The sequence below is a fragment of the Pseudomonas sp. VE 267-6A genome (assembly GCF_024126555.1).
Lineage (GTDB): Bacteria > Pseudomonadota > Gammaproteobacteria > Pseudomonadales > Pseudomonadaceae > Aquipseudomonas > Aquipseudomonas palmensis.
Map to the genome: position 1 here is coordinate 94,071 of NZ_JAMYBY010000009.1, position 18,358 is coordinate 112,428.

Below are 18,358 nucleotides of genomic sequence, written 5' to 3' on the forward strand. Positions count from 1 at the left end.
GAATCGTTATAGTGTAACGTATCGGTTTTTAATTCAGCGATGGTTTCAGCATGAACGCCCTGACCCTTCCCGATATCGCCGCTCAGGCCAGCCAGCAATCCATGCCTCTGGAATGGGTTGGCATGTGCGGCATCGCACTGCCGATCACACTCGACGGCGTGCAGGTACGCGCCAGCGCCGATGCCGGCGTCAGCCTGGATGATGGAGCCTCGCGGGGGATTCACATGTCGCGCCTGTACCTCGCGTTGGAGGCATTCGAGCACGCGGCGTTTTCAGTAGGGTTGGTGCGCCAGGTCCTGGAACGGTTTATCGACAGCCATCAGGGCCTCTCTACCACCGCTTACCTGCGTCTGGGCTTTGAATTGTTGCTCAAGCGGCCTGCGCTGGTCAGCCCGCTGGCAGGCTGGAAGGCTTACCCGGTGAGTGTGGACGCACGTTTGGAAAACGGAGTGTTCCACGTGGAACTAAACGCACAAGTCGAGTATTCCTCGACCTGCCCATGCTCCGCCGCGCTCGCCCGCCAATTGATTCAGCAGCAGTTCGTCGATGATTTCGCCAACCGCAGCAACCTCGATCATGCTGCCATCCTGCATTGGCTCGGCACCGCCCAAGGCATCGTCGCAACACCACACAGCCAACGCAGCACGGCCCATCTGCACCTGCGCCTGGCCCCAGGCGAGGAGCAAATGCCCTTTCGACAGCTGATCGACCTGGCCGAGGCAGCTCTCGGCACTGCTGTGCAGACAGCCGTGAAACGAGCCGACGAACAGGCGTTTGCGCTGGCCAACGGGCAGAACCTGATGTTCTGCGAAGACGCCGCGAGGCGCCTGCATCTGGCCCTGCAACCGCTGCCGTGGATCGACGGCTTCAAGCTGCGTGTGGAACATGCCGAAAGCCTGCATGCCCACGACGCTGTCGCGCAAAGCCAATGGCAGTGGCACCCGCGCTGATCAGGTGCGCGGCTTGACCGTGCCGCAATCGTTGCCCAGCCACACCGCACGGGTGTTCATGCTGCCCTTTTGCTCAACACCGGACGCATTGAACGTGCCGCTGACCTTGGTCAGAAATTCCCGATCGCTGAGAAACTGCGCTTCACCGTTGCCTTGAGCCTTGGGGCAACTGAAGGTGAACTTCCACACATTGCCGTTGCGCTCGGTGATCTTCTGCGTGCACCCCGACTGCGGGTCTTGCAGCGGAATGTCGTTGGTCTGAACCTGCTCCTGGGTCAGGCACGAACGCACCCCTTTGCCCCCGACGCTGATGCCTTGCTTGGCCAGGCCACCCTCGATCATTGCGCGCTGCTCGGGCGGCAGGTTCTTCAACTGGCCGAGCATGAATTCCATGTCGGGCAGTGGCTTGCCATCGACCTGCATGTTGCTGCTGGTCAACTCCCACAGGCCCGGTTGCAACATCTGCGCATGCACCAACGGGCTCGCCAGGCCCAGTACCAGTGCCAGCATCGGCAGACGACTTTTCATGTAGTGACTCCTTCAGAATCCGGCCCCAAGCCGGAACACAGCTTAGACGCGTTTTCGTGCTTTCAGTTGCAAGTGCAGGCGCGAACGTGCTCTGTTAGCGGGCAGTGCCCTCGGATAGCAGAATGTGTATGGATTACCACAGCCCTTACTTCTTCGGTTACCTCATCGGTGTGATTCACCTGCTGGGCGTGATTGCCGCCCTGCATGCCGTGTTCACCGTGCGCACCGCCCAAGGTGCAATTGCCTGGGCCATGTCGCTGCTGTTTATCCCCTACTTCACGCTGATTCCGTACCTGGTGTTCGGCAGTCGCACCTTCGACGCCTACATCCAGGCCCGCCGCCAGGCCAACCGCGAAATGCACGTGGCCATGGCCGACCTCAACTGGCGCCCCTGGGTGGAAGAGGCGCTGACCGCGCGCAACTCCGAATCGTATGCGGCGCTGCGGGCCATGCCCAAGCTTGGGCGCATGCCGTGCCTGGCCAACAACCAGGTCAGCCTGCTGATCGACGGGCAGGCCACCTTCGACGCGATCTTCAAGGCGATAGAAGCGGCCCACGACACGGTACTGATCCAGTTCTTCATCATCCACGACGACGGCATCGGCCGTGAACTCAAGGCGCTGCTGCTGAGAAAGGCCGCGGAAGGGGTGAAGATCTACGTGCTGTTCGACAGCGTCGGCAGTCACGCCCTGCCCTCCGCCTATATACAGAGCTTGCGCGAAGGCGGCGTGAACATCCGCGCCTTCGCCACCCGCCGCGGCTGGTTCAACCGCTTCCAGGTCAACTTCCGCAACCATCGCAAGATCGTGGTGGTCGACGGCATGCTGGGGTTCATGGGGGGCCATAACGTAGGCGACGAATACCTGGGCGGCAACCCCAGGCTATCGCCCTGGCGCGACACCCATGTGCAGGTCAGCGGCCCGGTGCTGGCCTGCCTGCAGGAATCCTTTGCCGAAGACTGGTACTGGGCGGCGCGCCAGTTGCCGCCACTGATCCTGCCCGACACCTACCCCGACAACGGCGTACTTTGCCAGGTACTGGCCAGCGGGCCGGCCGATCCGCAGGAGACCTGTTCGCTGTTTTTTGTCGACGCCATCCACGCGGCGCGCGAGCGGCTCTGGATCACCAGCCCGTACTTCATTCCCGACGAGGCCGTGTCGGCCGCGCTGCGCCTGGCGGTGTTGCGTGGCGTCGACGTGCGTATCCTGATTCCCTCGCGCCCTGACCACCGTATCGTGTACGCCGCCTCCAGCCTGTTCGCCTTCGAGGCGGTGCAGGCCGGGGTGCGCATGTTCCGCTACGGGCCGGGGTTTCTGCACCAGAAGGTGGTGCTGGTCGACAACGAAGTCAGCGCCATCGGCAGTGCCAACCTGGACAACCGCTCGTTCCGCCTGAACTTCGAAATCATGCTGCTGACCGTAGACCTTGCCTTTGCCGCGCAGGTCGAAGCCATGCTCCAGCACGACTTCGACCAAGCGCGGGAAATCACCCCCGAGGACAGCCAGCAGACGCGCCGCCTGCAACAACTGGGGATGCGCATCGCCCGACTGATCTCGCCGATCCTCTGAGCGCGACTATCAGCGGTACAGGTCCTCGCGGGTCAGCGGCAGGTCGTGGCCACCATCGGCGAACGGCTTGACTGCCAGAATCTGGTGCAGGTTGATCCAGCCCTTGGCAAAGGCATAGGAGCAACCGGCCAGGTACAGCCGCCAGATGCGCAGGGCCTTTTCCGGCACCAGGCTCGCGGCCTTGTCCAGCTGGCTTTCGAGGCGATCGCTCCACTGCGCCAGCGTCCGTGCGTAATGCAGGCGCAGGCTCTCGACGTCGACCACTTCCAGCCCCGCTTCGCTGATACGCGCACTGATCATCGACAGGTGCGGCAGCTCGCCATGGGGGAACACATAGCGCTCGATGAAATTGCCCGCGCCGCGCCCCACCGGGCGCCCGTCCACATGCTTGGCGGTGATGCCGTGGTTCATCACCAGGCCGCCTTCGCGCACCGCGCCGAACAACCGCTGGCAGTACAACGCCAGGTTGGCATGCCCCACGTGTTCGAACATGCCGACACTCACCACCTTGTCGAAGCGACCGTCCTGGGGCAGGTCGCGGTAGTCGAGAATCTGCAGTTCCACCTGATCTTCAAGCCCTTCTGCCTTGACCCGTTCACGCCCCAACTTGAGCTGCTCCTTGCTCAGGGTGATGCCGAACACCTTGGCGCCGAACTCACGTGCGGCATAACGTGACAACCCGCCCCAGCCACAGCCCACGTCCAGCAGGTAGTCGCCCTGCTTGAGCCGCAGCTTGCGGCACAGGTGCTCGAACTTGTTCTGCTGGGCCTGCTCAAGGGTGTCGCCGGGGGTCTTGAAGTAGGCGCAGGAATACGCCATGTCGCGGTCCAGCCACAGCTGGTAGAAATCGTTGGACAGGTCGTAGTGGTAGGAAATGGCCGCCGCGTCGGTGGCCTTGTCATGCTCGCTGCGCACCGGCTGGTCTTCTTCCTCGTCCGTGAGCAACGCCTGACTGAGCTCGTCGCACACGCGGATGACTTCGCCGATGGTGCCCTCCAGTTCCAGCTTGCCCTCGACGAACGCCGCGCCCAGCTCATCCAGGCTGGGGTGGGTCAACTGGCCGATCAGCTGGGGATCCTTGACCACGATGGTGACCTGCGGCTGGGGGCCGAGATCGAATTCGTGACCATCCCAAAGCTTGAGTCGCAAGGGCAACCGCAGGCTTTGCAGAACAGGTGGAAGTTGCGCAAGCATGAAATGAGCCTCCCGTAATCTTCGGACGTCTGCACAAAAGGGTAGCCCATCCTCAAGAACAGGGAGGCATGCCGGACTATCGTCGTAGACCGGCCGATGCAAAAAGGTAGTGGCATAAATTGTATACAACCTCCAGATCGGCCCCTAACCTTGGCTGCATTGTCGATTCTTCATCCGGGAGTACAACAATGAAAACCTATGATGTCGTGATCATCGGCGGCGGCCCTGGCGGCTACAACGCTGCCATTCGCGCAGGCCAGCTGGGCCTGAGCGTGGCCTGTGTCGAAGGTCGCCCGACCCTCGGTGGCACCTGCCTGAACGTTGGCTGCATGCCGTCCAAGGCCCTGCTGCATGCCTCCGAACTCTACGAAGCGGCTGCCGGCAGCGAGTTCGCCAACCTCGGTATCGAGGTCAAGCCAAGCCTGAACCTGGCGCAGATGATGAAACAGAAGGACGAGAGCGTCGCGGGCCTGACCAAGGGCATCGAGTTCCTGTTCCGCAAGAACAAGGTCGACTGGATCAAGGGCTGGGGCCAGCTCGATGGCGTGGGCAAGGTCAAGGTCACCGATGACCAGGGCGCCGTGACCGAACTGCAGGCCAAGGACATCGTCATCGCCACCGGGTCCGAGCCGACTCCGCTGCCCGGCGTGACCATCGACAACCAGCGCATCATCGACTCCACCGGCGCCCTCGCCCTGCCCCAGGTGCCCAAACACCTGGTGGTGATCGGCGCGGGCGTGATCGGGCTGGAGCTGGGCTCGGTGTGGCGCCGCCTCGGTAGCCAGGTCACCGTGGTGGAATACCTCGACCGCATCTGCCCCGGCACCGACGAAGAAACCGCCAAGACCCTGCAGCGCGCATTGGCCAAGCAAGGCATGAGCTTCAAGCTGGGCAGCAAGGTGACCCAGGCCACGCCGTCGGCCGACGGTGTCAGCCTGACCCTCGAACCGGCCGCCGGCGGCACCGCCGAAACCCTGCAGGCCGACTACGTGCTGGTCGCCATCGGCCGTCGCCCCTACACCCAGGGCCTGGGCCTGGAAACGGTAGGCCTGCAGACCGACAAGCGCGGCATGCTCGAGAACCAGGGCCATCGCACCAGCGTGCCGGGCGTGTGGGTGATCGGCGACGTCACCAGCGGCCCGATGCTCGCCCACAAGGCCGAAGACGAAGCCATCGCCTGCATCGAGCGCATCCACGGCAAGGCCCACGAAGTGAACTACGGGCTGATCCCGGGGGTGATCTACACCCGCCCCGAACTGGCCAGCGTGGGCAAGACCGAAGAGCAGCTCAAGGCCGAAGGCCGCGCCTACAAGGTCGGCAAGTTCCCGTTCATGGCCAACAGCCGGGCCAAGATCAACCACGAGACCGAAGGCTTCGCCAAGGTGCTGGCCGATGCAGAAACCGACGAGGTACTCGGCGTGCACCTGGTTGGCCCGTGCGTCAGCGAGATGATCGGTGAGTACTGCGTGGCCATGGAGTTCTCGGCCTCGGCCGAAGACATCGCCCTCACCTGCCACCCGCACCCGACTCGCTCCGAGGCCTTGCGCCAGGCGGCGATGAACGTCGAAGGCATGGCCATGCAGATCTGACCCCGGTCAGCCTGCACGCTTGATCCGTGCGCCTGAACCGACGGCAACCATCACCGCAGGTTCAGGCACGCACCGGGTCAGGCCTGGGCGGCTTTGGGCTGAGTACCGAAGCGGTCCGCGAGAAACGGCGTCAGGTCCAGCGGCAGTGCCTCCTCATGCAGCACCTTGTCGATCAGCACGCCAGTGATCGCCGAGGTCAGGATGCCGGTGCGAAAGTGCCCACAGGCATTGAGGTAGCCACTCACGCTCTGCACCGGGCCGAGAATCGGCAGCTCGTCCGGCGAACCGGGACGCAGTCCTGCCCAGCTGCGCTTGAGGTTGATCTGCGCCAGCTCCGGAATGCAGCGTACCGCGCCCTGCACCAGACCGTTGATTTCCGGATAGGTGGTGGTGACGTCGAAGCCCTTGTCTTCGGTGGTGCTGCCGATCAGGATCTCACCGTTGTCCTTCTGCGCCATGTAGCAATCGGCGGTGGTCAGGCAGCCTTGCAGCAGCTTGGGCATGCGCTCGGTGAGCAGGATCTGGCCCTTGACCGGCTTGACCGGAATGCTCAGGCCGGTGGCCATCTCGCTCAGTTCTGCCGCCCAGGCGCCGCCGGCGTTGATCAGGGTCTGGCAATGAAACTCGCCTTCCACGTCGGTCTTGACCCCCACCACCCGGTCGCCCTGGTGCAGCACGCCGGTGACGTTGGTGTTGAGGAACAGGTCGACGCCGTTCTGCCGCGCACCTTCGGTGTAGGCATCGGCCAGACGGAACGGGCTGACCTGGTGATCGCACAGGAACTCCAGCGCGCCGTGGGCATGGTGGCTGACGGCTGGCTCGGCCTTGCGCAGGGCATCGCGGTCGAGCCAGCGAACCTCGTGGGCCAGGTGCGGGATCTGCGCGACGATATGCTCGGCGTACAGGCGGTCCTCGTCGTCGTAGATCACGTACTTGAGGCCGGTGCGCTCGAACTTGAAGTCCATGCCGTGGCGCTCCATCAGTTCCTGGTGCAGGCCGGGGTACAAGGCATTGGATTGCAGCGCGAAGTCGAAGAACGACTGCGGCAGGATGTGCGGGGTGCTGGAATCGACCGCCACGGCGGCGCCGTTGGCTTCGCGCTTGTGCTTTTGCGACATCATGCGAAAGAAGATCACCCCGCAGCCCAGGCCGACCGATTCGCCGATCGCCCACAACCCGCCCGCCGAGGCGCGGGTAGCGTTGCCGGGGCGCTTGGCGTCGATCAGCGCGATCCTGAGGTTGCCACGCTTGGACAACTGGTAGGCGCAGGAAGCGCCGATCACACCGCCGCCGGCGATGACCACATCATAGGTTCTGTTCATGCTTCAGCTTCCGTGCCGAGGTTCTTGAATGCGGAGAAAGGGATCGGGTCGATGGGGAACCGCGGGCGCAGCCAGCCCACATCGGCACGCCCGGTGGCCTGGCGCAGGCGATCGTTGCAGTAGCCCACGCACATGCGGCCCTGGCAATCGCCCATGCTCACGCGGGTCCGCATCTTCAGCCCGGCCATGTCCTGTACACCCTGCTCCAGGGCGCGGTCGATGTCGCTGCGGGTGACGTGCTCGCAGCGGCAGATGACGGTGTCGGGTGCGGGCAGCGTGATCTGCTCAGTGCCGCGCAGTGTGTAGCGGTCTACCCCGGCACGAAAGCGCTTGATCGCGGCCAGCTTGCCCAGGTAGCGCTCGCGCAGGTCCAGCGCCTGTTCGGGGGTGATGACCTGAGCCTGGTGCAGGATCGACACGGCGGCGATGCGCCCGGTGAGCATCGCGGCTTCGCCACCGCGAATCCCGCCCATGTCACCGGCCAGGTGAATGTGCGGCTCGCTGCTCTGTTGCCACACGTTGCTTTCGGCGCGCAGGTAGCCGTCTTCGTTGAAGCCGTGGGCCAGGCCCATCTGCTGACTGAGCTGGGTGCGCGGAATGAAGCCGTAGCCCACGGCCAGGGTCTGCGCCGAGACGCGCTGCACACGGCTGATGTCCGGCTGCCAGTTGTCACTGTAGGGGGCCAGGCGCACTTCGGTGAGTTCGCCCTCGCCGTTGGCACCTACCACGCCCCAGCCGTAGTTCATGGGGATACCGTTGAGCTTCAGATAACCGAGCATGCTCAGGCCGTCGAGAAACAGCTGCGGCTTGTTCAGCAGAGCCAGGCTTTCCTTGGCGATCTTGCCGAAGGCACATGCCTCGTACACCCCTTCCACCTTGACCCCGGCCGCGTGCAGTTGGCATGCCACCAGGGGCAGCAGCGGGCCGGTGCCGGCGATGACGGTGGTGCCCAGCGGCTTGACCACGCCGCTCTTGATCTGCAACTGCAGACCGCCCAGCAGCATCACGCCGGGCAGGGTCCAGCCGGGGAACGGCACGTTGCGCTCGTGGCAGCCGGCGGACAGTACCAGGTGGCTGTACTCCACTTCGTGCAGCTGCTCGTCGCTGTCCAGCACCATCAGGCGGTTGCCGCCTTCGCCCCCGACCACACGGGTTTCCAGGCGCACGTCGATGCGCTCGGCACAATCGGCGAACTCTTCGTGCAGGGTTTTCAGCGCGCTGGCATAACGCTTGCCCAGGTAGCCCAGGTCGACGCCGCTGCGCAAAGGGCCGCGATAGACCACCCCGCCCAGACGCGAAGCTTCGTCGAACAGCACGCTGGAGACGCCATGCCGGGCCAGTTCGATGGCAGCCGCCATGCCTGCCGAACCGCCGCCGACTATTACCGGACGCAGGCTCATTCGACACCCTCCACGTCGAAGCGGTTGACCCCGGTTTCGACCTGCATGCCCGGCTTGACGATGGTCTGGCAGGCGCGGCGCTTGGGGCGACCGTTGATCGACACCAGGCAGCAGTGGCACACGCCCATGCCGCAGAAGGCACCCGTGACCTGGCCATGGTCGTTGCGTGCCACCTGGCGCAGGCCCACTGCGTGCAGCACGTTGAGCACGCTTTCGCCTGCCGCGGCCGGTACCGGCCGACCGTTGAGCTCGATGGTCATGTCTGCCCGCGACAGGGGCTGAATATCATGATTGCGGTCCATTGACTGCATTGCGTTTCATCCTTGAAAAGAGTGGCAGGAACCCACCACGGTAAGCCATGGAGGCGCATTCGACATTGATCCAGGCCAGAAAACTGGGTTTCGACTTGTTGCCGGAATGCTGTGGAGATGTACTGCACTTGGTACCATCACCACATTTACATGACGACATGATGACGAACGCCCCCGTGAAACGTATCTATCGCTGGTTGCAGCACCCTCGCGCTTCGCTCGCCGCCCTGTTCGGGCTGCTGGTGGTGGTTCCTGTATGCCTGCGCGTGGCGAACGGCTGGGCCGATCCGCTGGGGTACCTGTCCGACGTGGGCCTCGGTGGAGCACTGGTCGTTCTGCTGTACCGTCGTCCGGTATGGCTGGCAGTGCCCGTGGTGCTGGCGTGGGGAGCGCTGAGCCTGGCCAGTGCCGAGCTGGTGGCCGCAGTAGGCCGATTGCCGACCCCGGCCGACCTGCACTACCTCACCGATGTGCAGTTCATGGAAAACTCCGCCGGTGGCAGCCTGGCCAACCCTGGCTTCGCCATTGCCCTGGGGCTTGGCCTGCTGTTGTGGCTTGCGACCCGCTGGGCGGCCCGGGCCAGACCCGTCGCGCCATTGCCGCGGCACCTGTGGGCGGTGCCCGTGACCTGCCTGCTGGTGCATGCCGGTACCCAGGCCTGGGAACCTGCCGAAGCGGACGAGTGGCAGGTGTTCAACCTGCCACATCAATTGCTGGCGGTAGGCGTGGGTGAAAGCCAGGCGCGTATCGAAGACTGGCTGGAGGCCGATGTGGTCGACCCACCCGTGGCCATGGCCGGCCTGACCCGCCTGGACCTGAGCGGCAAGCCGCTGCTCGACGCGCCCGGCAGCGCGCGCAACGTGCTGGTGGTCGCGCTGGAAGGCATCCCGGGGGCTTACCTGGACATCAACCGACGCACCCTCAACCCCGCCTACCAGGAACACCTGATGCCCAAGCTGAGCGCCTGGGCCGAACGCGGCATGAACACCCCCGACTACGTGCTGCATACCCACCAGACCATCCGTGGCCTCTACGCCATGCTGTGTGGCGACTACGACAAGCTCGACAACGGTACCCCCAAGGGGGTCGAGTTGCTGACGCAGAACCAGCGCAACCAGGAATGCCTGCCGGCGCAATTGCGCGAACATGGCTTCAGCACGCACTACCTGCAGGGTGCCGGGCTGCGCTTCATGGCCAAGGACAAGATCATGCCGCACATCGGCTTCGATACCACCCTGGGCCTGGACTGGTTCAAGAACCCCAACTACCTGGACTTCCCGTGGGGCAAGGACGACAAGGCGTTTTTCGAAGGCGCGCTGGACTATGTCGGCCAACTGCAGAAGCAGCCTGAACCGTGGATGCTCACCCTGCTGACCGTGGGCACCCACCAGCCCTATTCCGCGCCGGCAGAGTACCTCGAACGCTACGCCACGCCCAAGCAGGCGGCAGTGGCCTACCTCGACGACGCTGTGGATAACTTTCTTGCCGGGCTGGAACGTCAGGGGGTACTCAAGGACACCCTGGTGGTGATCACCTCGGACGAATCCCATGGCATCGACGGTGTACGCCTGGCGTCTTCGTGGGGCTTCAACCTGATGCTGGCGCCCGAGCAGGCACAACTGCCACAGGTGAAATCCGGCGTGTACGGTCACGTCGACCTGACCGCATCGGTGCTCGACTACTTCGGCTTCCCGGTGCCCAACGCCCTCAGTGGGCGTTCGCTGCTGCGCGACTATGACAACGGGCGTGAAATCATGTCGTTCACCAACGGCAAGCTGCGCTATCACGATGGCAATGCCACCTTCACCGAATGCGATTTCCAGCAGCGCTGCCGGTCGTATGCCAGTACCGGCTTCATTGCCGAACGCGCCAACCTGACAGATCGCTTCCGTGGCCAGCGGGCACGCCAGGTGCAGGCGCGCGCCAGCGCACTGGATCAATCAGTGATGGGCTCACCGCTGAACCAGCACTACCAGTTTGGCAGCGCGACAGTGATCCCGCTGCAGCCGCAGATCAAGGATGACTGGGCCGACAACCTGATCGGCGCGCAGTACCTGGAGATGCCCAAGGGCTCGCACACCCGGGTGCGCCTGACGGTACGTTCGGCCGACCCGCAGCAGAACGCCTATATCGTGCTCAAGACCAAGGAGTTCGAGCAGGAGGTGCTGGTGGGGCTACCTACCGAGGAGATGCTGGTCACGCCGGATCAGCCGCTGGAAATGGAGTTCACGTTCGACAACAACGAGTCGCGCAAGGCGTTCTCGTTCCACCTGTTGGGGCATGGGTTGGGGGCGGTCGAAGTGAGCGACTTCAGTGTGGTGACCGAAGCGCCGGGGCAGATTGATGAGCTGGATGAAACGCTGGCGCGGTTGAACGGCAAACCCAGTTGATTCCCTGATTGTCGGTGGACAGTTCACCGGCCCTCAGCGCACAACGCGGCTGTTCAACCAGCAGAAGCGGCTGCCCGCTTTTTCCGGTGTGAAGCGTGGCGCTGGAGCTGGTCGACACTGTGATAGCTTGAGGCACGCGCCTCAAGGGAGCTGACGTACGCTGTGGCAAAAACGACCGATGGCCTCGCAGGCCGCTCGCAGCGACAGGTCATCCAGCGCGTAGGCAATGCGCAGATAGCCCGGCAGGCCAAATGCGCTGCCCTGTACGACGGCAACACCGGCCTCATCCAGCAGCGCCAGCGCTACCGCCTCATCGTCGACCAGCGTGCGCCCGCCCGGGGAGCACTTGCCAATCAACCCCGTACAGTCGGCAAAGGCATAGAACGCACCCGCCGGAAGTTCGCAACGGATGCCTGGCGCCTGATTCAGCAGCGCTACCATGAAATCACGACGACGCTGGAACACTTCGCGGCTGTGGGCGATGAATGCCCTGGGGCCGTCCAGCGCGGCTATCGCCGCATGCTGGGAGATCGAACATGCCCCCGACGTCTGCTGACCTTGCAGCTTCTGCATCGCGTCGAGCAACCAGCGCGGCCCCGTGGCGAAGCCGATGCGCCAGCCGGTCATGGCGTAGGCCTTGGATACGCCGTTCATGGTCAGCGTGCGCGGCGCCAGCTGCGGTTCTACCTGGGCCAGGGTAAGAAAGTCGCGGCCATCGAAGATCAGATGCTCATAGATATCGTCCGCCAGGATCAACACCTCAGGGTGGGCCAGCAGGACCTTTGCCAGCGCTTCGAGCTCTGCACGGCTGTATACCGCACCGGTCGGGTTGGCGGGCGAGTTGAGAATGAGCCAGCGGGTCTTGGGGCCGATAGCACCTGACAATGCCTGCGGCGTCAGCTTGAAGCCTGACCCCGCACCACAAGCGACAATGCGCGGCTCGCCACCACACAGCTGAACCATTTCGGGATAGCTCACCCAGTACGGCGCGGGGACCACCACCTCGTCGCCCTCGTTCAGCGTCGCAGCCAGGGCATTGAAGATCACCTGCTTGCCGCCACTGCCTACCAGGGTGTCCTGCCAACCGACATCCAGACCATTTTCGCGCTGGAACTTGCGCGCGATCGCTTCGCGCAGAGCGCGAAGGCCCGCCACCTGGGTGTAGCGGGTGTGGCCGTTGTTGATGGCCTGTATGGCTGCGGCGCGGATATGATCAGGGGTGTCGAAGTCAGGTTCGCCGGCACACAGCGAGATGATGCTGCGCCCCTCGGCGCGCAGCACGGCTACACGGTCGATGATGGCGTAAGTCGCCGAAGGCCTGGCGGACTCCAGGCGATGATTCAGGGCTTCAAGGCTCATGGCTGCTCCTGCGGGCGGGTCAGCCCAAGCAGATCGAGCGTGGTGTGACCTTCGCGCAGCCTGGCCATCAACAGCGCCTCCTTGTCCGCGCGTTGCCGGCCTTCGCGCAGGGTGCGCTCCACAGCGGCGACCGGAATGATGATCACGCCATCCTCGTCGGCAACCACCAGGTCGCCGGCGCAGACCGGGGCGCCGCTGAAGACGAACGGCTTGCCCACCGAAGGCGCGGTGGCCTTCACCGTCCCCTTGACCGAGATACCTCGCGCAAACACCGCGAAACCTCGCGCCTGGAGCGCTGCAACATCCCGCACGCCGCCGTTGATCACCAGGCCGACGATGCCGGCGGTTTCTGCAGCCACGGTCAGTACCTCACCCCAGTAGCCGGCGACGAAATCGGCGGAATCACACACCAGCACGCTGCCGCGTGGCGCCTTGGCCACGGCCAGGTGCAGGCCAAGGTTGTCCCCCGGCGCGCACTGCAGCGGGTACGCCGGCGCAGCAATGAATGCACCGGGCCAGACGGCCCTGATCTGCCGGTCAACCGCGCACGGCAGGCCCGAGGCCTCGTAAAGGGTGGAACTGCCAAGGGCCTTGGCGATGGGTTGATAATCGTGTGGAAGGCTCATGGCTGCTTGCTCTGCAGGGTGTGATAACCGAGGGCGGCCCGGGCTTGCCTGAGGCCTTTGCCACCGGCCAGTTGCTGACGAATCTGCGCCTCGACCTGCTCGATACGGTGTGCTGTGTCGGCGACTTCCCGGGCGCGGCTGCGCGGTACGATGACCACACCGTTGGCGTCGGCCACGACGATATCGCGGGCACAGGCCCGGGCAGTGCCAACCGACACCGGCTGGTTGACGGTAGCCACTTCCACGCGGTCCTTGCCGGTGCGCATGAAGCGGCCTTTGCTGAACATCGGGTAACCGTCACCCAGTGCCTTGTTCACATCACGGCAAACGCCGTCGATGACCGTTGCGGCGACACCACGGGCCAGTGCGTACTGGGTCATGATGTCGCCCCACACCGTGCAATCGGTGCGTCCTTGATTGGCGATCACCACGACATCACCCGGGGCCACGTCATCCATGAAGTCGCCAACCGTGCCTGGCGGAGTGCCTGCGCTGACGTACTGCACGGTGAAGGCCGGACCTACCAGCACCTGGTCGTAGTTGGCCAGCGGCGCAATGCCGAAGGCCTGGCCAGCAAGGCCCAATCTGTCCAGGGCATCGGAGACGCCAGGGGTATCCAGGCCATCGAACAACGCGACGAGGTCTTTATCGGACAGGCTCATTTCAGTGCTCCGCCTTGATGGCTTCGAATTGGGCGTCATGCATCACGTGTTCGACCGAGCGGCCCGCCCGCACGGCATCGAGCATGCCGGCCTGGCGCCGGTCTATCCGCTCGGCCAGGGCCAGAACCTGCTCAATGACAGCGGCTTGAATGAAAACGGTGCCGCATTCGTCGGCGATCACGTAGTCATCTTCTTCGACCGCCACGCCGGCCATGTGCACCTTGACCGCAGCGTCGACTTGAATGAGCCGATTGCGTGCGCTGATCATGGTTATGCCGCAGCCAAATACCGGGTAGCCGATGTCTGCATTGGCGCGGATATCGCGGCTGAAGCCATCGGTGACCGTGCCACGGATGCCCTTGCATCGCGCCGCATTGGCCAGGATATCGCCCCAACTGGAAACGCCGTGGAGGCCACCGGCAATGACCAGAACGCGATCATCGGTGGTGATTCGCTCCACCACCGGTGTAATCAGGTGAACGTCTGGCGCCGTGCCCTGCTTGGGGCCGAGCTGCACGGTGCTGGCACGGCCGACGATTTGCGGGCAGTTCCAGAGCGGCATCAGCCCGTTGGTGGCGCCAGGAAGTTCGAGGAAGTCCAGCGCGTCCGACACGGTGTTGGTGTCGAGCGCTGCCAGGCGTTCAAGCGTGGCTTTCAGGCTCATCGGTTGCAGACCTCTTGGGAGATGAGACCTGAGTATCGACAAGGTGCTTTGATACGTATATTCCTAAGAAACTAAGCTTGTCATAGCCCTGACATATGGAAGCACACTGTGATCAATTTCCGCCTGATACGTCATCTCTGGTTGTTCCTGGCCGTTGCCGAGGACCAGAACTTCAGCCGCGCCGCCAGGCGCCTGGGCATGTCGCAGCCGCCGTTGACCGAACAGATCCAGGCCCTTGAACAGTCCTTGCGCGTGCAACTGTTCACCCGCTCGCGCCGCGGCGCGCAGCTCACCGCAGTTGGGGCGGCGATTCTGCCGGCGGTGCGCAAGTTTGCCGACCAGCTCGAGCGGCTCGAGCTGGCGGTGCATGAAGCCGTGGCCGGTCATGCTGGCGTGCTGACGATCGGGGCGATCACCTCGGCCATGATCGATGTGCTGCCGCCATTGATCGAGCGGTTCAAGCAGGACCACCCACTGATTACGGTATCGGTGCGGGAAATCGACAGTGCAGAAGCCATCCCTGCGCTGGAGGCTGGGGATATCGACATTGCCTTTGCGCGTCTAGAGGGGAACCTGGGCCGCCACCTGCAATCCATGCCGCTGTCCGAGGATCGTCTGGCGGTGGCGCTACCCAACGACCATCATCTGGCGAAGTGTGCGGCGATCAGCCTAGGGGCGCTTGCCGATGAAACCCTGGTGATGGCTTCACGGGATGTGAGCCCGGTGTACTTCGACTGCCTGGTGGGGTTATGCAAAGCCAGCGGTTTCGCGCCACGCATCGTGCACCAGGTGCGCTCGGTATCTTCCCAGGTGGCGTTCGTCAGCTGCGGCCAGGGCATCGCATTGGTGCCCGCCTCGATGGACAAGCTGGCCCCTGAAAACGTACTGGTCCGGCCGTTGCAGCCAGAAGTGAAGGTGGTCACCACCGCCGTGGCCTGGCACGACGGGCACAACAACCCGCTGGTCGAGGCGATGATCGATCAGGCCAGGCAAGGCTTGTTGATGGATTGAGCAGCGACCGCACGGGTGTGCGGGGCAAGCAGGATCCGGGAAGGCGAACCTTCCCGGATCTTTTGGCGGTGTGGAGTGCCTGGGCCTGACCGGCCCCTTACTCCACCGTCACCGACTTGGCCAGGTTGCGGGGCTGGTCGACGTCGGTGCCCTTGAGCACGGCCACGTAGTACGACAGCAATTGCAGCGGGATGGTGTACAGGATCGGTGCCAGCGCATCGATGATGTGCGGCATGGCGATCACATGGGTGCCCTCGCCATTGCTCATGCCAGCCTTCTCGTCGGCGAACACGATCAGCTCGCCGCCACGGGCGCGCACTTCCTGCAGGTTGGACTTGAGCTTCTCCAGCAGCTCGTTGTTCGGTGCCACGGTAACGACCGGCATGTCGGCATCCACCAGCGCCAGCGGGCCGTGCTTGAGCTCGCCAGCCGGGTAGGCTTCGGCGTGGATGTAGGAGATTTCCTTGAGCTTGAGCGCCCCTTCCATCGCCACCGGGAACTGCGCGCCACGGCCCAGGAACAGGGTGTGATGCTTGTCGGCGAACAGCTCGGACGTCTTCTCGATGGTGGCGTCCATCGCCAGCGCTTCGCCCAGGCGTACCGGCAGACGACGCAGTTGCTCGACCAGTTCGGCTTCGACGCCAGCCGGCAAGGTGCCACGCACGCGTCCCAGCGACAGGGTCAGCAACATCAGCGACACCAGCTGGGTGGTGAACGCCTTGGTCGAGGCCACGCCGATTTCAGGGCCGGCACGGGTCAGCAGTGTCAGGTCCGATTCACGCACCAGCGAGCTGATGCCGACGTTGCAGATGGCCAGGCTGGCAAGGAAGCCCAGCTCCTTGGCATTGCGCAGCGCCGCCAGGGTGTCTGCAGTTTCGCCCGACTGGGAAATCGACACGAACAGGGTGTCGGGCTGCACCACCACCTTGCGGTAGCGGAATTCACTGGCCACTTCGACCTGGCACGGAATACCGGCCAGCTCTTCGAGCCAGTAACGCGCAACCATGCCCGCATGGTAGCTGGTGCCGCAGGCCACGATCTGTACATTGCGCACCTTGGGGAACAGCTCGGCCGCCTTGGGGCCGAAAGCCTGCACCAACACGTGATCCGAACCCAGGCGGTCTTCCAGGGTGCGCTGCACCACGGTGGGCTGCTCGTGGATTTCCTTGAGCATGAAGTGGCGGTAATGGCCCTTGTCGGCCGCTTCCGCGCCTTCGTGATACTGCACGGCCTCGCGCTGCACCGGCTGGCCATCGACGGCCCAGATGGTGATCTGGTCGCGGCGAATCTCGGCGATGTCGCCCTCCTCCAGGTACATGAAGCGGTCGGTGACCTGGCGCAGGGCCAACTGGTCGGAGGCCAGGAAGTTCTCACCGTGGCCCAGGCCGATCACCAGCGGGCTGCCGCTGCGTGCGGCCAGCAGGCGGTCTGGCTGGCTGGCGCTGATCACCGCCAGGCCATAGGCGCCATGCAGTTGCTTGACGGTCGCCTTGAGGGCGTCGGCCAGGTCCGGCAGGCTTTTGAGGGTGTGGTGCAGCAGGTGCACGATCACTTCGGTGTCGGTCTGCGAGGTGAATACGTAGCCCAGGCCCTTGAGCTGTTCACGCAGCACATCGTGGTTCTCGATGATGCCGTTGTGCACCACCGCCAGGTCGTGGCCGGAGAAATGCGGGTGTGCATTGCCTTCGGTTGGCGCGCCATGGGTCGCCCAGCGGGTGTGGGCGATACCCAGGTTGCCGACCAGCGGCTCGGCGGCAACGGCCGCTTCCAGCTCGCTGACCTTGCCGATGCGACGACGGCGTTCAAGGTGGCCCTGCTGGGTGAAGACAGCCAGGCCGGCACTGTCATAGCCGCGGTATTCCAGGCGCTTGAGGCCTTCGATCAGGATGGTGGTGATGTTGCGTTCGGCGACGGCGCCCACGATTCCACACATAGATGTTGCTCCTAGCTGATAGCGGCACAGATGAGGTTGATGCCGCGGGCTTGAATTTGATCGCGTGCCTCCTGGGGCAGGCGTTCGTCGGTAATCAGGGTATTCACGCTGGCCCAGGGCAGCTCCAGGTTGGGAATCTTGCGCCCGACCTTGTCCGACTCGACCATCACGATCACTTCGCGGGCCACCTCGGCCATCACCCGGCTCAACCCCAGCAATTCGTTGAAGGTGGTGGTGCCGCGCACCAGGTCGATACCATCGGCACCAATGAACAGTTGGTCGAAATCGTAGGAGCGTAGTACCTGCTCGGCAACCTGGCCCTGGAACGATTCGGAATGCGGGTCCCAGGTGCCGCCGGTCATCAGCAGTACCGGTTCGTGTTCCAGTTCGCTCAAGGCACGGGCCACGTTCAGCGAGTTGGTCATCACCACCAGCCCCGGTTGCTGACCCAGTTCGGGGATCATCGAAGCCGTGGTGCTGCCGCTGTCGATGATGATGCGCGCATGCTCGCGAATCCGCGCCACGGCGGCACGAGCGATGGCCTGTTTGTAGAGAGAGACGCGCTGGCCCTGGTCGGCGAACAGTTCCTGAGGAAGGGTCACCGCGCCACCGTAGCGGCGCAGCAGCAGGCCGTTGGCCTCCAACGCGGCGAGGTCCTTGCGAATGGTGACTTCGGAGGTTTCGAAACGCTTGGCCAGTGCATCCACACTCACCTCGCCCTGCTCATGCAGCAAGGCCAGGATGTTGTGGCGGCGTTGAGGTGTGTTTCGTTTCGACATGAGAAGTTAAGTTTCGATTCGAAAGATAATGACGTCAATCAAAACCTAAAGCTTTCATTTGGTCAAGCAGGC

16 protein-coding genes are annotated in these 18,358 nt (G+C 63.9%); 5 read left to right on the forward strand and 11 right to left on the reverse strand.

The window, feature by feature from the left end:
• Positions 1–50 precede the first annotated feature (50 nt).
• On the forward strand, positions 51–950 hold the full coding sequence (gene folE2, locus NJH59_RS12420) for a GTP cyclohydrolase FolE2 (protein WP_058541961.1): 900 nt from the start codon (positions 51–53) through the stop codon (positions 948–950).
• Here folE2 and NJH59_RS12425 read toward each other — a convergent pair whose 3' ends face one another.
• A complete protein-coding gene (locus NJH59_RS12425; protein ID WP_043861510.1) occupies positions 951–1,478 on the reverse strand; it encodes a DUF3617 domain-containing protein in 528 nt (175 codons plus the stop codon).
• A gap of 128 nt (positions 1,479–1,606) precedes the next feature.
• Here NJH59_RS12425 and cls point away from each other — a divergent pair, with 128 nt between their 5' ends.
• Positions 1,607–3,046 carry a cardiolipin synthase gene (cls, locus tag NJH59_RS12430; protein ID WP_043861509.1) on the forward strand — a complete coding sequence of 480 codons (1,440 nt, stop codon included), beginning with the start codon at positions 1,607–1,609 and terminating at the stop codon, positions 3,044–3,046.
• A 9-nt stretch (positions 3,047–3,055) separates the two neighbouring features.
• Here the strand turns inward: cls and cfaB are convergent, their stop codons facing one another.
• The gene (gene cfaB / locus NJH59_RS12435; RefSeq protein WP_054916443.1) at positions 3,056–4,240 is read right to left on the reverse strand and encodes a C17 cyclopropane fatty acid synthase CfaB; all 1,185 of its coding nucleotides are present in this window, start codon (positions 4,238–4,240) and stop codon (positions 3,056–3,058) included.
• A gap of 188 nt (positions 4,241–4,428) precedes the next feature.
• Here cfaB and lpdA point away from each other — a divergent pair, with 188 nt between their 5' ends.
• The gene (lpdA, locus tag NJH59_RS12440) at positions 4,429–5,829 is read left to right on the forward strand and encodes a dihydrolipoyl dehydrogenase (protein WP_043861507.1); all 1,401 of its coding nucleotides are present in this window, start codon (positions 4,429–4,431) and stop codon (positions 5,827–5,829) included.
• Positions 5,830–5,906: 77 nt separating this feature from the next.
• On the opposite strand, the gene hcnC is transcribed toward lpdA, so the two are convergent.
• The 3 genes from hcnC to hcnA are packed head-to-tail and all read right to left on the reverse strand — an operon-like array spanning position 5,907 to position 8,862.
• Positions 5,907–7,151: a cyanide-forming glycine dehydrogenase subunit HcnC gene (gene hcnC, locus NJH59_RS12445; RefSeq protein ID WP_043861506.1), complete on the reverse strand. Its 1,245-nt coding sequence runs from the start codon at positions 7,149–7,151 to the stop codon at positions 5,907–5,909.
• The gene (hcnB, locus tag NJH59_RS12450; protein WP_253086842.1) at positions 7,148–8,551 is read right to left on the reverse strand and encodes a cyanide-forming glycine dehydrogenase subunit HcnB; all 1,404 of its coding nucleotides are present in this window, start codon (positions 8,549–8,551) and stop codon (positions 7,148–7,150) included. Before hcnB ends, hcnC begins: the two co-directional genes overlap by 4 nt.
• Positions 8,548–8,862, reverse strand: a complete 315-nt coding sequence (gene hcnA, locus NJH59_RS12455) for a cyanide-forming glycine dehydrogenase subunit HcnA (protein WP_043861504.1) — start codon at positions 8,860–8,862, stop codon at positions 8,548–8,550. Before hcnA ends, hcnB begins: the two co-directional genes overlap by 4 nt.
• 176 nt (positions 8,863–9,038) lie before the next feature.
• On the opposite strand from hcnA, the gene NJH59_RS12460 reads away from it, so the two are divergent.
• On the forward strand, positions 9,039–11,252 hold the full coding sequence (locus NJH59_RS12460; RefSeq protein ID WP_253086843.1) for an LTA synthase family protein: 2,214 nt from the start codon (positions 9,039–9,041) through the stop codon (positions 11,250–11,252).
• A gap of 141 nt (positions 11,253–11,393) precedes the next feature.
• Here the strand turns inward: NJH59_RS12460 and NJH59_RS12465 are convergent, their stop codons facing one another.
• The 4 genes from NJH59_RS12465 to NJH59_RS12480 are packed head-to-tail and all read right to left on the reverse strand — an operon-like array spanning position 11,394 to position 14,563.
• Positions 11,394–12,611, reverse strand: coding sequence for a pyridoxal phosphate-dependent aminotransferase (locus tag NJH59_RS12465; protein WP_253086844.1), 1,218 nt, complete (start codon positions 12,609–12,611; stop codon positions 11,394–11,396).
• A complete protein-coding gene (locus NJH59_RS12470) occupies positions 12,608–13,237 on the reverse strand; it encodes an RraA family protein (RefSeq protein WP_253086845.1) in 630 nt (209 codons plus the stop codon). Before NJH59_RS12470 ends, NJH59_RS12465 begins: the two co-directional genes overlap by 4 nt.
• Entirely contained in the window at positions 13,234–13,899 is a 666-nt protein-coding gene (locus NJH59_RS12475) for an RraA family protein (protein ID WP_100634884.1), read from the reverse strand. The genes NJH59_RS12470 and NJH59_RS12475 overlap by 4 nt, the downstream gene beginning before the upstream one ends.
• Before the next feature lies 1 nt (position 13,900).
• A complete protein-coding gene (locus NJH59_RS12480; protein WP_253086846.1) occupies positions 13,901–14,563 on the reverse strand; it encodes an RraA family protein in 663 nt (220 codons plus the stop codon).
• Positions 14,564–14,671: 108 nt separating this feature from the next.
• On the opposite strand from NJH59_RS12480, the gene NJH59_RS12485 reads away from it, so the two are divergent.
• A complete protein-coding gene (locus NJH59_RS12485; protein ID WP_058541968.1) occupies positions 14,672–15,574 on the forward strand; it encodes a LysR substrate-binding domain-containing protein in 903 nt (300 codons plus the stop codon).
• 97 nt (positions 15,575–15,671) lie between these two features.
• Here the strand turns inward: NJH59_RS12485 and glmS are convergent, their stop codons facing one another.
• Both glmS and NJH59_RS12495 read right to left on the reverse strand, forming a co-directional pair.
• Positions 15,672–17,507 carry a glutamine--fructose-6-phosphate transaminase (isomerizing) gene (gene glmS / locus NJH59_RS12490; RefSeq protein ID WP_043860659.1) on the reverse strand — a complete coding sequence of 612 codons (1,836 nt, stop codon included), beginning with the start codon at positions 17,505–17,507 and terminating at the stop codon, positions 15,672–15,674.
• An 11-nt stretch (positions 17,508–17,518) separates the two neighbouring features.
• Positions 17,519–18,286, reverse strand: a complete 768-nt coding sequence (locus NJH59_RS12495; RefSeq protein ID WP_043860660.1) for a DeoR/GlpR family DNA-binding transcription regulator — start codon at positions 18,284–18,286, stop codon at positions 17,519–17,521.
• Positions 18,287–18,358 lie beyond the last annotated feature (72 nt).

Bases quoted from the DNA above. Each gene is read 5' to 3' on its own strand.
- lpdA (WP_043861507.1), top strand. From the start codon at position 4,429: ATGAAAACCTATGATGTCGTGATCATCGGCGGCGGCCCTGGCGGCTAC.
- NJH59_RS12425 (WP_043861510.1), bottom strand. From the start codon at position 1,478: ATGAAAAGTCGTCTGCCGATGCTGGCACTGGTACTGGGCCTGGCGAGC.
- NJH59_RS12465 (WP_253086844.1), bottom strand. From the start codon at position 12,611: ATGAGCCTTGAAGCCCTGAATCATCGCCTGGAGTCCGCCAGGCCTTCG.
- cfaB (WP_054916443.1), bottom strand. From the start codon at position 4,240: ATGCTTGCGCAACTTCCACCTGTTCTGCAAAGCCTGCGGTTGCCCTTG.
- cls (WP_043861509.1), top strand. From the start codon at position 1,607: ATGGATTACCACAGCCCTTACTTCTTCGGTTACCTCATCGGTGTGATT.
- NJH59_RS12475 (WP_100634884.1), bottom strand. From the start codon at position 13,899: ATGAGCCTGTCCGATAAAGACCTCGTCGCGTTGTTCGATGGCCTGGAT.
- NJH59_RS12480 (WP_253086846.1), bottom strand. From the start codon at position 14,563: ATGAGCCTGAAAGCCACGCTTGAACGCCTGGCAGCGCTCGACACCAAC.
- hcnC (WP_043861506.1), bottom strand. From the start codon at position 7,151: ATGAACAGAACCTATGATGTGGTCATCGCCGGCGGCGGTGTGATCGGC.
- hcnB (WP_253086842.1), bottom strand. From the start codon at position 8,551: ATGAGCCTGCGTCCGGTAATAGTCGGCGGCGGTTCGGCAGGCATGGCG.
- hcnA (WP_043861504.1), bottom strand. From the start codon at position 8,862: ATGCAGTCAATGGACCGCAATCATGATATTCAGCCCCTGTCGCGGGCA.
- NJH59_RS12470 (WP_253086845.1), bottom strand. From the start codon at position 13,237: ATGAGCCTTCCACACGATTATCAACCCATCGCCAAGGCCCTTGGCAGT.
- NJH59_RS12495 (WP_043860660.1), bottom strand. From the start codon at position 18,286: ATGTCGAAACGAAACACACCTCAACGCCGCCACAACATCCTGGCCTTG.
- folE2 (WP_058541961.1), top strand. From the start codon at position 51: ATGAACGCCCTGACCCTTCCCGATATCGCCGCTCAGGCCAGCCAGCAA.
- glmS (WP_043860659.1), bottom strand. From the start codon at position 17,507: ATGTGTGGAATCGTGGGCGCCGTCGCCGAACGCAACATCACCACCATC.